The sequence below is a fragment of the Gordonia sp. X0973 genome, assembly GCF_013348785.1.
Lineage (GTDB): Bacteria > Actinomycetota > Actinomycetes > Mycobacteriales > Mycobacteriaceae > Gordonia.
Genome location: NZ_CP054691.1, coordinates 2850351 through 2865670, shown reverse-complemented (window position 1 = coordinate 2865670; position 15320 = coordinate 2850351). Strand labels below are relative to the sequence as shown.

Below are 15320 nucleotides of genomic sequence, written 5' to 3'. Positions count from 1 at the left end.
GGCGGGATGTGGTTCGCGGCGGCGGGCTCCCGCGCTGGTCGGAATCCGCGGTCCTCTTGACGACTATATTGGCGGGCCGACCGGCCGGTGGCGAGGGCGCGCGACTCGTAACGAATGAGTTGTCGCCGACGACAAGCACTAATGACGCGGTAGGAGGTCAAGGCTGATGGCAGAGCGCAGGTCGAGTGCTGCCTTGCCGACCGCTGAAGTGCTCTCCCTGACCCCGGCCCAGCGCGGCATGTGGTTCGCCGAGAATCTGTCCCCGGACTACTCGGTCAACGTCGCACAGTACCTCGACATCCGGCACGAACCCGGCGGTTTCGACCTGGAACTCTTCGGGGAGTGCAACCTCGCCGCGGGCCGCGTCCTCCAGTCGCCGTATGTGCGCCTCGTCGAGCAGGAGGACGGCACCCCCGCCCAGGTGGTGGACTTCGACCTGCCGATCACCGTCGACATCTTGGACTTCCGCGACGAGACCGACCCGGAGGCCGCTGCCCTCGACTGGATGCGCGCCGAGTACCGGGCGCCGCTGGACATCGCGCACGACCCGCTGGTGGTGTCGCGGCTGCTGCGCATCGCCGACGACCGCACGTTCTGGTACGGCCGCGGACATCACATCGTCATCGACGGCTTCGCCGCGCTCACCCTGGTCCGGCTGACCGTCGAGCGCTACAACGCGGCGCGGCGCGGTGCCGAACCCGTCGAGAAGCCGGCGGCCACCCTGGCCGAGATCGTGGCCGACGAGCAGAAATACCAGGACAGCCCCCGTCGCAACTCCGATCACCAGCACTGGGCCGAGCTGATGGCCGACCTCCCCGAGCGGGTGACCCTGAGCCGCCGCCCGGCCGCCACCGGTCTCTCGCCGGCCAACATCGTGGCCGGCTCCCCGTTGCCCGCCGCCGTCCAGTCCCGGATCGAGGAGCTGGCCGGCGAACTCGGCAGCTCGTCGGCTATGATCCTGGCCGCCGCCTACGGCGCCTACCTCTACCGCATGACCGGCAACGACGACGTGCTGATCAGCCTGCCGGTGACCGGTCGCGCCACCGCGAAGATCAAGCGCGCCGGGGGCATGGTCTCCAACATCCTCCCGGTCCGGATGACGGGGCTGGCCCAGACCTCGGTCGGCGACCTGGTCAGATCGGTGCAGCTGGAGATGACCGGCGCCCTGCGCCACCAGCGGTACCGCTCCGACGACATCCGGCGCGACGCCGGCCTCGACGCCGACGCGGTGGGCTTCGGCCCCACCATCAACATGGTCTTCTTCGACGCGCCGATCGAGATCGACGGCGCCCGCGTCGACTACCGCATCCTGGCCTCGGGCATCCTCGAAGACCTGCTGGTCAACCTGTACCAAGCCGGTCCGGGGCTGCCGCTGGTCGTCGACCTGCACGGCAACCCGTTCCGCTACACCGAGGCCGAGATCGCCGCGCACCACCGCCGATTCCTGGCCTTCGTCGAGGCGTTCGTCGCGCATCCGGACGCCCCGGTGTGGCAGCTGCCCCTGCTGCTGGCCGGCGAGGAGGATTCACTGCGGGATTTCGAGCGCGGGCGGGTCCGGGACTTCGAGACCGGCTCCGCACACCTGCTCGACGCGTTCGCGGGCCGGGTGCGGGCCTCGCCGAACGACATCGCCGTCTACGACGGCGACGACCGGTACACCTACGCCGAGTTCGACGCGATCCGCTCGGCGCTGGCCCAGATCCTGCGGGAGCGGGGGACCGAGCCGGGCGACCGGGTCGGGATCGTCCTGGAGCGCGGTGTCACCCAGGTCGCAGCCGTGTATGCGGCACTCTCCGTCGGCGCCGCCTACGTCCCGGTCGGCCCGGCCGATCCGGCGGCCCGTCGCGAACTCATCGTCGAAACCGCCTCCCCGGCGCTCGTCGTCGACACGGAATTCCTGGAGACGGTCGGCTTCACCGTCGCCGGGGCACTCGCGTCCCCGTCGCCGTCGCAACCGCTGGCCGGGGCCGGGCTGCCCGCCTACGTGATCTTCACGTCGGGGTCGACCGGTGTGCCCAAGGGCGTGCAGGTCGGCACGGCGGCAGTCCTCAACCGGCTGTCCTGGATGCAGGAGGACTATCCGATCGGGCCCGCCGACGCGGTGATGTACAAGACCCCGATCACCTTCGACGTCTCGGTGTGGGAGCTGCTCTGGCCGCTGCGGACCGGTGCGGCGATGGTGATCGCGAAACCCGACGGGCACCGTGACCCGGAATACCTGATCGACCTGATCGCACGTCGGTCGGTGACGACCATGCATTTCGTCCCGGCGATGTTGGCCGTGTTCCTGGAGGCGGCTGACGGCGGCCTCCCGTCGTCGCTGCGCCGCATCTTCACCTCCGGCGAAGACCTCCCCGCCACCCTGGCCGCCCGCGTATCCGACCTGTTCGACGGGGAGCTGGTCAACCTGTACGGACCCACCGAGGCGGCCGTCGACATCACCCAATACCGGGTACCGGCGCGGCCGACCGAGATGCGGATCGGCGCACCCGTCGCCAACTCGACGGTGCTGGTGCTCGACGACCACCTCGGGCGGTTGCCGGTCGGCGCGATCGGCGAGCTGTACCTCGCCGGGTATCAGCTCGCCGACGGATACGCCGCACAGGCGGGATTGACCGCGGACCGGTTCGTGGCGAATCCGGACGGCCGCGGCGAACGGATGTATCGCACCGGCGACCTCGTCCGGTGGACCGAGGACGCGACGCTGCAATACGTCGGGCGCGTGGACTTCCAGGTGAAGATCCGCGGGCAGCGCGTGGAGCTGGGCGAGATCGAATCGGCGCTGGGCAGCCACCCCGACGTGGACTCGGCAGTGGCGGTGGTGCGGGAACTCGACGCGGGGGCGGCCGTGATCGGCTACGTCCGCGCCCCGTCCGGTCGGCCGGAGCTGCTCGACGAACTCGAGCGCGAATGCGCCGCCGTGCTGCCCGCGCACATGGTGCCCGCCGCGGTCGTCGTCCTCGACGAGTTTCCCACCTCCTCGTCGGGCAAGCTGGACCGTCGCGCGCTGCCGGAGCCGACGGTGCTGCGCGGCGGCGACGTCGAATACGTCGCCCCCGCCTCGGAGGTCGAGAAGCGGATCGCGCAACGGATCGAGCAGCTGCTCGGGGTGCGGCGCGTCGGCCTGCGCGACAACCTGTTCAGCCTCGGCGCCGACTCGCTCGCGGCCGCCCGTCTGGCCACCGCGCTGCGCACCCGCGACGACCTGACCATCCCGCTCACCGCGATCTTCGCCGGCCCCGATGTCGCGGCACTCGCCGCGGCGGCGCAGATGTCCGACCCCGACCGTCCGCCGCTACGTGCCGCCGACCGTCCGCCGACGATCCCCGTCTCGGCCACCCAGACCCGGCTCTGGTTCGTCAACCGGCTCGACCCCGATTCCCCCGCCTACAACATGCCCGGCGCCGTACGGCTCGGACCCGCGGTCGACCTGCCCGCGCTGCGCCAGGCCATCGCCGACGTCGTGATCCGCCACGAGTCGCTGCGGACGCGATTCGTCGAGGTCGACGGGGAGCCGGTGCAGGTCGTCGGCCCGGCCGAGTCGGTCACCCCCGAGTCCGCGGTGACGGTCGTCGACACCGCCGACGTCGACGCCGCGGTGGTATCGGCGGCGGCGGTCGGATTCGACCTGTCGCGGGGCGCCTTCCGCGCAGAACTTCTGCGCGGGCCGGAGAGCGTCCTCGTCGTGACGCTGCACCACATCGTCGGCGACGGTGCCTCCCTGCGCCCGCTGATCGGCGACGTGCTGACCGCCTACAACGCGCGCCGACACGGGTTCGCCCCGTTCTTCCCGCCGCTGCCCGTGCAGTACGCCGACTACACCCTCTGGTACGCCGAGGTCCTCGGCGACGCCGACGCTCCCGATTCAGTGGCGAGCCGGGAGATCGACTACTGGAAGCGGCGCCTCGCCGGTGCGCCCGAGCTCACCACCCCGCCCGCTGATCGGCCGCGGCCGCACCGCCCCACCGGGCGCGGCGGCTTCGTCGACCGGGTGCTGACGCCGGCGGCCGTCGCCGAGCTGCGGGAGTTGGCGGCCGCGACGGGGGTCACGCTGTTCACGGTCGTGGAGGCGGCGCTCGCCGTCGTCCTGGCGCGCCTGTCCGATACCGACGACGTGGTCATCGGCACCGCGGTCGCCGGTCGGGACGAGCCCGAGCTGGCCGACCTCGTCGGCATGTTCGTGAACACGGTCGCGCTGCGCACCTCGATCACCCCCGGTCTCTCCGTTCGCGAGCTGCTCACGGCGGTGCAGCGCAACCGCGCCGAGGCGCTCTCCCACTCGACCACCCCGTTCGAGCACGTGGTCGACGCCGTCGCCCCCAGCCGCACCCTCGAGCACAGCCCGATCTTCCAGGTGGCCCTGACCCTGGTCGCCGACGCTGTCGGCGCGATCGACACCGAGCACGATTTCGAGGTCGTGGCGTCGCGGGTCCCGGCGGCGAAGTACGACCTGTCGATCACCGCCGTCGAGAAGGGTGCCGGGGGACTGGAACTCGAGTACAACTACGCCGCCGACCTGTTCGACCCCGCGACGGTGGAATCGTTGGCCGTCCACGTCGAGCGGGTGCTCCACGCGATGACGGTCGCACCCGACACCCCCATCGGGCGCATCGACCTGGTCGACGCCGAGCAGGTCCGACGTCTCACCGCGCCCGCCGCGGCGTCGGCGCAACCGCGCACCCTGCGCGCATTCGTCGGCGAATGGCTTGCCGCCGGGTGCCGTCGCGACGACCAGGCGCTGTTGGTGGGCGATGCTGCTCTGACCGCGACCGCGGCCTCCTCGCGGATCAACCAGCTCGCCCGGGAACTGATCGCCCGCGGGATCGGGCCGGGTACGACGGTCGGCGTGCGGATCCCGCGCTCGGTGGACTCGGTGGTCGCGATGCTGGCGGTCGCCGTGGCCGGTGCCGCCTTCGTCTTCATCGACCCGAAGCTCCCCCCGGCCCGGCAGGCGGCCCTGCTCGCCGACAGCGGCGTTGCGCTCGGGATCACGACCGCGGCCGGTGCGGCACCGGACACGGCGGCTCCCGATGCGGCGGTGCACTGGCTCGTCCTGGAGGACGAGGTGACCGAGTTGCACCTGGCCGGCCATCCGACGATGGCCGTGGCCGATGCGGAACTGACCGCCCCGGTGCCCGTCGACGGCACGGCCTACCTGATCTACACCTCCGGCTCGACCGGGCGCCCGAAGGCGGTCGAGGTGACCCACGCCGGCCTGGCGAACCTCGTGGCGAACCAGCGCGACGTGCTGGGCCTGGACCCCGGCGCCGTGGTCCTGCACATGGCCTCACCCGCCTTCGACGCCATGGTGTTCGAGTTGATGATGGCGGTGGGGGCGCAGGCCCGCCTGGTCGTCGCCGACGCGGAGACCATCGCCGGACCGGAGCTGGAGCAGACCATCGCCGACGGCGGTGTCACCCATGCGGTGATGACCCCGACGGTGCTCGCGACGCTGGGCCCCGCGGCCGTGCCCGGCCTCTCGACGGTCCTGGCCGCCGGGGAGGCCTGTCCCGACGAGTTGGCGCGCACCTGGGCGCGGCACCGGCGATTCTTCAACCTCTATGGACCGAGCGAGTTCACGATCTGGGCCACCGCGGACGGGCCGATGGTGCCCGGCGACCCCATCACGATCGGCCGGGCGCTGCCCGGGGTGCGGGCCCTCGTCCTGGACAGCGGCCTGCGCCCGACCCCCGTCGGCGTCGTCGGCGACCTCTATCTCAGCGGCGCGCAGAACGCCCGGGGCTATCACGACCGGGCCGGTCTCACCGCCGGTGCCTTCGTGGCCGATCCCTTCGGCTGCGGCGGCCGGATCTACCGGACCGGCGACCGCGTCGTGCGGCGGGCCGACGGCAAACTCGTCTTCCACGGGCGCAGCGACTTCCAGCTCAAGATCCGCGGCCTGCGCATCGAGCCGGGGGAGATCGACGCGGTGCTGGCCACCCACCCCACGGTCGCCAACGTGACGACCGTCGGCGTCGACGCACCGTCGGGGGAACAGGTCCTGGCGGCGTATGTGGCACCCCGACCGGGTGAGGTGATCGCACCCGACGAACTGCTGGGATTCGCGCGGGAACACCTGCCGGGACACTATGTCCCGCAACTGGTGAAGGTCATCGACGAATTCCCCCGGACGCCCATCGGCAAGATCGATCGCGCCGCGCTCCCGGCGATCGAGTTCGGCGACGCCGAGTTCGTCGCACCGCGCTCCGAGTTGGAGGCGACCGTCGCCGGTGTCTTCGCCGCGGTCCTCGACATCGACCGGATCAGTGTGACCAGCGGATTCTTCGAGATGGGCGGCAACTCGCTGTCCGCGGTCAAATTGGCGGCCCGGCTGGCGAGCGTCGTCGACCGGCCGGTGGGCGTCGAGACCGTTTTCGAGGCCCCGACGCCCGCCGGGTTGGCGGCGCGGCTCGCGCAGGATCGGGACGGCCGACCCGGGCCGCCGCCGTTGGGGCCGCGCCCCCGCGCCAACCTGGTGCCGGTATCGGCGGTGCAGCGCGGCATGTGGCTGCTCAACCGGGCCAATCCGGAGTCCTCCGCGTACAACCTGCCGCTCACGCTGCGCCTCACCGGGGAACTCGACCTCGACGCGTTGCGCCGCGCGCTCGTCGACGTCGTCGACCGGCACGAGTCGTTGCGGACGATGTACCCGATGATCAACGGCGTTCCGGTCCAGGTGATCGAGAGCACCGAGGCGGTCGCGGCGCAGATCGACGCCCCACTCGTCGATCTGTCGGGCGGTGACGCGCCGGCCGCCGCGGCCCTCGCCGAGGTGACCGACCGCGGATTCGACGTCACCGGACAGGTGCCGATCCGGGCCGCTGTGCTGCGGTTGGCGCCGCTCGAGCACGTCTTGACGCTCGTCGTCCACCACATCAGCGTCGACGGCGCCTCGATGTCGCCGCTCGCCCGCGACCTGATGATCGCCTACGAGGCCCGACGGACCGGCGAGGCACCGCAGTGGCCGCCCCTCCCGGTGCAGTTCGCCGACTACGCGATCTGGACCGACGAGCGGCTGGGGGTCGCACACGACGGCGAATCCGAACGGGACCGCCAGCTGGGCTACTGGTCCGCCCGCCTGCAGGGCTCGCCCGAACTGCTCGGCCTGCCGGCCGATCGCCAGCGCCCGCAGGCGCCGACCTTCGCCGGCGGCGAGGTCGAGTGCGAGATCCCGGCGCGCATCGTCGACGGATTGACCGCCATCGCGCGGGCCGACAACGCGACGCTGTTCATGGTGGCCCACGCCGCGCTCGCGGTGATGCTGGCCAAGGTGTCGGGCCAGGCCGACGTCGTCGTCGGCACGCCCTATGCCGGACGGGGCAGCGAGGCACTCGACGGCGTGGTCGGGATGTTCGTGAACTCGGTGCCGCTGCGCACGGCCGTCGACCCGGGGGAGTCCTTCGCCGACTTCGTCGGCCGCGTGCGCACCGCCGACCTGGCCGACCTGGCCCATGCCGACGTGGCATTCGAGGAGATCGTCACCGCGCTGGGCCGCGGCCGCACCGCCGGTTACAACCCGCTGTTCCAGGTCATGTTCACCTTCCAGAACCTCACCTTCCCCACGGTCGAGCTGTCCGGGTTGCGCGTCGAGCCGCAGGCGGTGCCCGTCACGACCGTCCAGACCGACCTGGGTCTGACCCTGTTCCCCAACGACCCGCTGGCCGGGTCGACCGACGGCGCGATGCGCGCCACCTGGTCCTTCGCCCGCGAGCTGTTCGACGAGGCGACCGTCCAGCGGTTCGCGAAGTGGTATCTCGGCGTGCTGGAGGCGGTCGTCGAGGACCCGGAGTCGGTCGTCGGCGACATCAGTCTGGAGCTTCCGGTGCGCGCCGTCGCCGACGTCCCGGAGACGGCGGCGGTCCCGCTGCCGCAGGCCGTCTCGGAGGCGGCGGCGATCGATCCCGGACACCTCGCCGCGGAACTGGCGGGGGAGCGGGTGAGCATCGGCGAACTCGCCGCTGGCGCCCTTGCGCTGGCCGATGTGCTGCCCGACGCCGACGGCGGTTCGGCGCTGACGATGGCCTTGCTCTCGGCGCTGCCGGCCCTGGCCGCGGGCGGTCCCGCGGCATTGGACGAGGTCTTGACCCAGCTGCGGCACAACGTCGACGAAATCGGTACCGTTGACGGATCGTCTGCTGCCACCTCTTCATCGATGACAAGCCAAGGAACCTCTGAGCGGTGATACCCGAATCACGTGGGAGCATCGCGGCGCTGTGGGGTGGCTCGGGCGAGTCCCTGCCCCTGGGCGTGCTCGTCGAAACGGCCGCTGCGGCCGATCCGACGACGACCGCCTTCCAGGGTGCGCAGGGGCCGGTGGCGCTGGGCGAGCTGGCGCAGCGCATCGCGTCGACCGCCCGCGTGCTCGCGGCGAGCGGGGTGGACGCCGCTGCTGCCGTGCCCGCCGTGGTCTCCCCACTCGTCGCACCGCCCGGCACGGAGCAGGCGGAGACGGCCCGGCGCGTCGCCGCGGCGCTGCGGGAGGTACGGGCGAGTGCCCGTGCCGTGCTGGGCACCGACGACTTCGCCTCGCTCCCCGGCCTGGTGCGCGCCGCCGCGCGTCGCTTCGGCGACCGCATCGCGCTGACCGGGATGGACGGCGCGGCGCTGACCTACCGCGATCTCGACGAGCGCTCCGATGCCCTGGCCTGCGGCCTCCTCGCCAGCGGCGCGGGCCCGGAAACCCTGGTCGGCGTCGCCCTCGACCGATCGGTGGAACTGATCGTCGCGCTGGTCGCGATCACCAAGACCGGTGCGGCCTACCTACCGCTGGACCGGAGCCACCCGCTGTCGCGCCTGACGATGATCGTCGAGGATGCGCGACCGGTGGCCATCGTCGGCGACGACGAGATCGTCGTGAAATGGGCCGACCTCCCGGCGCAGATGCTGACCGTGCCGGATCTCCTGGGGCGCGGGGAGTCGACGGATCGCTCCCGGCTGCCCGCGGTCGTGAACCCGGACCACCCCGCGTACGTGATGTACACCTCGGGTTCGACGGGCAAGCCCAAAGGCGTCGTCGTCACGCACGCCAACGTCGTCGCGCTGCTGCGCGCGTTGGACGGCATGTACGACCTGTCCGAACAGGACGTCTGGACGATGTTCCAGTCCTATGCCTTCGACGTCTCGGTCGGGGAGATCTGGGTCGCGCTGGCCTACGGCGGGCGGCTGGTCGTCCTGGACTACCTGACCACGCGCACCCCCGCCGATTTCGTCGACGTATTGCAGCGCGAACAGGTCACCGCGGTGAACCTGACCCCGTCGGCCTACTACCAGCTCGCCGCGGCCGTGCGACCGCCCGACGGCGGTCGGCTCGCCCAGTCCATCCGCTACATGATCTTCGTCGGCGAGGCCCTCGACTTCGAACAGGTGCGCCGCTGGCAGGCCGATCGGCAGGCGGTCGACGGCAACGACGGCCCGCAGCTCAACAACATGTACGGGCCCACCGAGGCGACCGTCTACATGACGCGGCGCGAACTCACCGTCGACTTCGTCGCGGCCACGCATGCCTCCGACGTCGGATTCCCGATCGAGGGAACCCGCACCTACATCCTCGACGGCCGGCTGCGGCCCGTGCCCGACGGCGTGCCCGGCGACCTCTACATCGCCGGTGAACAGGTCGCCCGCGGCTACGCGGGCCGGTTCGGGCTGAATGCGACGCGGTTCGTCGCCGACCCCTTCGACCCCGACGGCGGCGGCCGCATGTACTTCACCGGGGACTCGGCGCGGTATCGCGACGGCAGCATCGAATACCTGGGGCGCAGCGACGACCAGATCAAGTTGCGCGGCTTCCGCATCGAATTGGGCGAGGTCGAGGCGGCGCTGTTGGCCGCCCCCGGCGTCAATGCCGCCGGCGCGGCGGTCAAACAGCGCGACGACGGGATCGAGCAGCTCGTCGGATACGTGGTGGGACGCGACGGCGTCGACCTCGATCCCGCCGACATCCGCACCGCCGTGGCCGCCCGGGTACCCGAGTACATGGTGCCCGACGTCGTGATGCCCCTCGCGCAACTCCCGTTGAACGTCAACGGCAAGCTCGATCGCCGGGCGTTGCCGGACCCGGTGGTGTCGGCCGTCGCCGAATACGTCGCACCGGCACCCGGGCTCGAGACGGAATTGGCCGCGATCATCGGCGACGTCGTCGGCGTCGAGGGGATCAGCGCCACCGAGTCGCTGTTCGACGTCGGCGGCAACTCGCTCATCGCCGCGCAGGTGGCGGCGCGGATCAGCGACGATCTGGACATCCCGGTCGCCGTCCGCGACATCTTCGACGCGCCGACGGTCTCCGGCCTGTCCGCGTTGATCGGCGGGCGCGAACACGAGCACCGGCCGGAACTCGTGGCCGCGCCGCGCCCCGACCGGCTGCCGTTGTCGGCCGCCCAACGGCGCATCTGGTTCATCACCCAGCTCGATCCGATGACCCCGATCTACAACATCCCCCTCGTGCTGAGGTTCGGCGAGAAGCTGGACCCGACCGTGCTGGAGAAGGCGCTCGCGGCGGTGATCGAGCGGCACGAGGTGCTGCGGACGAGATTCGTCCTCGTCGACGACAGTCCCTACCAGGAAGTCTTGGCTCCCGGCACCCATCGACCCGACTTGGCCATCGCCGATCCGCGCCCGGTGGGTGCCGCCGGCCTGCCCGCCGCCGTCGCCGAGGTCGCCGGAACGGGGTTCGACCTGTCGGCGGCCCCGCCGCTGCGCGCGCGGATGTTCCTCGACGACGAGGGCGCCTACGTCCTGGTGCTCGTGGTCCACCACGTGATCGCCGACGGCGGCTCGCTCACGCCGCTGGCCCGCGACCTCGTGCGGGCTTACACCGCGATCGCCGACGGGGCGGCCCCCGACTGGTCCCCGCTGCCGGTCCAGTTCGCCGACTACGCCCTGTGGCAGCACCGACTGCTGGGCGACCCGGATGACGCGGCCTCCCTCGCGGCCCGCCAACTGCGGTACTGGACGGACGCCCTGGCCGGTGCACCCGAGTTGTTGGCCCTGCCCACCGACAATCCGCGCCCCCCGATGCAGACGCAGCGGGCCGCGGCGCACCGCTTCGAGGTCCCGGCCGATCTGGTGGCGGCGATCGAACGCGGCGCCCGGGCGCACGACTCGTCGACCTTCATGACCCTGCACGCCATCTGGGCGGTGGTGTTCCACCGGCTGACCGGTGACCGCGACATCGTCATCGGCACGCCGTACGCCGGTCGCGGGGAGCGCGCGCTCGACGACCTCGTCGGGATGTTCATGAACACGGTCGCCCTGCGGACCGTCGTCGATCCGGCCAAGGGCTTCGCCGAGCTGGTCGACGTCGTGCGGGAGGCCGACCTCGCCGCCCTCGGCAACGCCGACGTGCCCTTCGAGATGGTCGTCGACGCGGTGGCCCCGGCGCGCAGCACGTCGCATGCGCCGATCTTCCAGGTCCTGTTGCTGCTCCAGGAGTCGCAGGGGGCGACCTTCGAGTTGGGGCAGACGCGCGGCGAGCTGGTCGAGATGTACCGGGACCTCACCGACAACGACCTCGCGATCACCTTCATCGAAGACCTCGTGGCCGGTGACCGCGGCGGCCTCCGCCCGCTGACCGGGGTGATCGAATACAACGCCGACCTGTTCGGCAGCGCGACGATCGCCCGGTTCGTCGACCTCTTCACCCTGGTCGCGCGATCGGTGCTGGCCGACCCGGCCGCGCCGGTGGGCGACGTGCCGGTGTTGACCGACGCCGGGCGCGCGCAGGTGCTCGCGACGAGCCGGGGTGAGGCGGTCGAACTCGCGCGCGAGACGGTGGCCGACGCGGTGGCGCGGCAGGTTTCGCGCACCCCCGACGCGGTGGCGCTGGTCCACGACGACCGCACCATGACCTACCGGGAGTTCGGCAGCCGGGTCGCGACGCTGGCACGCGCACTCATCGGCGACGGCGTCGGCCCGGACGTCGCCGTCGCGGTGTGCATCCCGCGGTCGGTGGAGATGATGATCGCCATCCACGCCGTGGTGGCCGCGGGCGGACAGTACGTGCCGATCGACGCGGACACCCCCGCGGAGCGGTTCGAGTACATGGTCGCCACCGCCGGTGCCGAGCTGGTCCTCGTGTCCGCGCATACCGAGCGCCCCGAGGCGGTGCGCAGCGCCGCCGGGTTGTCGGTGATCGCCGTCGACGCCGAGGCTGCCGCGCCCGACGACGCGCCGCCGGTCACCGACGCCGACCGGCTCGCCCCGCTGCGCCCCGGGCACGCGGTCTACACGATCTTCACCTCCGGCTCGACCGGTCGGCCCAAGGGCGTGACGCTGCCGCACGCCGCCGTGCACAACCGCCTGCGCTGGGGGCTGCACCAGCTGCCCATAACGTCGAACGACCTGGTGGTCCTCAAGACGCCCTATACCTTCGACTGCTCGGCGGCGGAGATCTTCGCACCCCTGATGAACGGCACGCCGCTGCTGATCGCCGACGCCGACGGTCATCTCGATCCCGTCTACATGGCCGATCTGATGGCCGAGCACGGCGTGACGATGGCGCATTTCGTGCCGTCGATGCTGGCGGTCTTCCTCGAGCTGGCCGGACCGAGCCGCCTGGCCCGACTCGACAGACTGCGCATCATCTCCACCACCGGCGAGGCGCTGCCGCCGTCGGTCGCCGCCCAGGTCCGGCAGACCCTGCCGCAGGCGGAGCTCTACAACCTCTACGGCCCCACCGAGGCCGCCATCGAGATCACCTACGCCGACATCCACGAGGCGCACCGGCTGACGGTGCCGATCGGCGTGCCGGTGTGGAACTCCACCGCCTACGTGCTCGACGCCCGGCTACACCCCGTCCCCGACGGCGTGCCCGGAGAGCTCTACGTCGGCGGCGTGCAGTTGGCCCGCGGCTACGCCGCCCGGCCGGATCTGACGGCAGAGAGGTTCGTCGCCGACCCCTTCGGGGGAGACGGCGGCCGCATCTACCGCACCGGTGACCTGGTGCGCCGCAACCGCGACGGCGACCTGGAATACCTGGGGCGCACCGACTTCCAGGTGAAGCTGCGCGGCCAGCGCGTCGAACTCGGAGAGATCGAGGCGGCGCTCACCCAGGCCCCCGGCGTCGTCCACGCGGCGGCCACCGTCGCCACCGGTCCCGACGGCGGCGAGCACCTCGTCGCCTATCTCGCCGGCGGGGACGGCGGCGCCGCCGACCTCGATCTCGACGCGGTGCGGGCGTCGATCGCCGGGCCGCTGCCCGAGTTCATGCGGCCGACGGTGTGGATGCTGCTCGACGACGTGCCGCGCAACTCGGCGGGCAAGCTGGACCGCAACGCCCTTCCCGCTCCGACGTTCGACGCGGGGGAGTACCTCGCGCCGGAGACCGCGACGCAGGAGGCGATCGCCGCGACCTTCGCCGAGGTCGTCGGCATCGAACGCGTCGGTGCCGCCGACTCGTTCTTCGACATCGGGGGGAACTCGCTGTCCGCGACGCGCGTCGTCGCACGCGTCGGCGCGGCATTCGGCGTCGACCTGGGCGTCCGGGCGCTCTTCGACGCGCCGACGGTGCGCGAGCTCGCCGCCGTGGTGGACGCCGCGGTCGCGTCGTCGGACGCGCAGGCACCCGCGGTGCCGTTGGGCCCGATGCCGCGCCCGGAGGTGCTTCCGCTCTCACCCGCCCAGCAGCGGATGTGGTTCATCAACCAGTTCGACACCTCCTCGCCCGCCTACAACATCCCGGTGGTCTTCACCGTCGACGGCCCGCTCGACGACGAGGCGCTGCGCGCGGCCGCGGCCGACGTCCTCGTCCGCCACGAGGTGTTGCGCACCGTCTACCCGGCCGACGCAACGGGTCATCCCTACCAGCTGATCCTCGACGCGCAGGAGGCGCTGCCCCGCCTGGACTTCGAGGTGGTCGCGGCACCCGACGCCTCGTCGGACGTCGCGGCGGTCCTGGCCCAAGGATTCGACGTCGGGCGCGAACTGCCGATCCGGTTCCGCGTGATCCGCGAGGCCGCCGACCGGGCGCGCGTGGTCGTCGTCGCCCATCACATCGCCGCCGACGGGGAATCCGGACCGGTGCTGGCCGCCGATCTCGTCGTCGCCTATCGGGCGCGGGTCGCCGGGGACGCGCCCGGGTGGGCGCCGCTGCCGCTGCAGTACGCCGACTACGCCCTGTGGCAGGCGGCGGTGCTCGGCGACGCCGGGGACGACGATTCGGTGCAGGCACGCCAGACCCGGTTCTGGGCCGCGGAACTCGCCGGCTCCCCGGAGGTCCTCGACCTGCCCGCGGACCGGCCGCGACCCGCCGCCGGGTCCGGGGCGAGTGGATCGGTCGGGTTCGCCGTCGACGGCGAGGTCCGCGCCGCCCTCGACGACCTGGGCCGTCGCCACGGCGCCTCGATGTTCATGGTTGTCCACGCCGCCGTCGCCACCCTGCTGGCGCGGCTGTCGGGCACCGCGGACATCACCGTCGCCACCCCGGTCGCCGGGCGGGGACTCGGCGAACTGGACCGATTGGTCGGCATGTTCGTCAACACCCTCGTGCTGCGCGCGGAATTCGACCCGGCGACCACCGCCGCGGATTTCCTCGCCCAGATCCGCGATCGCGACCTCGCCGCCTTCGACCACGCCGACCTGCCCTTCGAGAAGGTCGTCGAGGCCCTCGACCCGGTGCGCTCGGATTCGTTCGAGCCCCTCGCCCAGGTGCTGCTGGTGTTCGTCGCGCGGGAACAGCCGCCGATCACGATCGACGACCTCACCCTGACCCCGGTCGATCCCGGCGTCGAGGCCGCCAAATACGACGTGACCTTCGGCATCGCCGACCGGCACGACGAGGGGATGCGCGGAACGCTCGTCTACGCAGCCGACCTCTTCGACGAGTCGACCGCGGGCTGGTTCGCCCGGGCGCTGGAACAGATCCTGCGCGCGCTGGCCGCCGGGGGCGACGGGGTGCCGCTGGGCGACATCGCGCTGCTCGACGACGCCCAGCGGGCCGCCGTCGTGGCCGCGTCGGTCGGCCCCGACGTCGCCGTGGAACCACAGACCCTGCCCGACGCGCTCGACCACGCCCTGCGCGCCCACCCCGAGGCCGTGGGATTCGTCACCGACGACGAGCAGGTCACCAATTCCCGGTTCGCCGCCCTGGTCGCCCATCACGCCCGGATCCTGATGGCCGAGCACGGCGTCGGCCCAGACACCGCCGTGGCCGTGTGCATGCCGCGCGGCCTCGGCATGGTCGTGGCGATCCACGCGGTCCTCGCAGCGGGCGGCCAATACGTCCCGGTCGACACCGCGCTGCCGGCGGATCGCGCCGACTACATGTTCGCCGACGCCGGGGTGCGCGTCGTGCTCGTCGGGCCGGGCGACGACCCGACACCGATCCT

At 72.1% G+C, this 15320-nt stretch carries 2 protein-coding genes (1 of these 2 only partly in view); both read left to right on the top strand.

Going from position 1 to position 15320, the window contains the following annotated elements; genetic code table 11:
• Nucleotides 1-166 precede the first annotated feature (166 nt).
• On the top strand, nt 167-8182 hold the full coding sequence (locus HUN08_RS14055; protein ID WP_165353395.1) for a non-ribosomal peptide synthetase: 8016 nt from the start codon (nt 167-169) through the stop codon (nt 8180-8182).
• Nucleotides 8179-15320: the start of a non-ribosomal peptide synthetase gene (locus HUN08_RS14050; RefSeq protein WP_124246720.1), read on the top strand. It continues 13084 nt past the right edge of the window; the window shows 7142 of its 20226 coding nt (coding positions 1-7142); it begins with the start codon at nt 8179-8181; its stop codon lies beyond the right edge, outside the window. Before HUN08_RS14055 ends, HUN08_RS14050 begins: the two co-directional genes overlap by 4 nt.

Bases quoted from the DNA above. Each gene is read 5' to 3' on its own strand.
- HUN08_RS14055 (WP_165353395.1), top strand. From the start codon at position 167: ATGGCAGAGCGCAGGTCGAGTGCTGCCTTGCCGACCGCTGAAGTGCTC.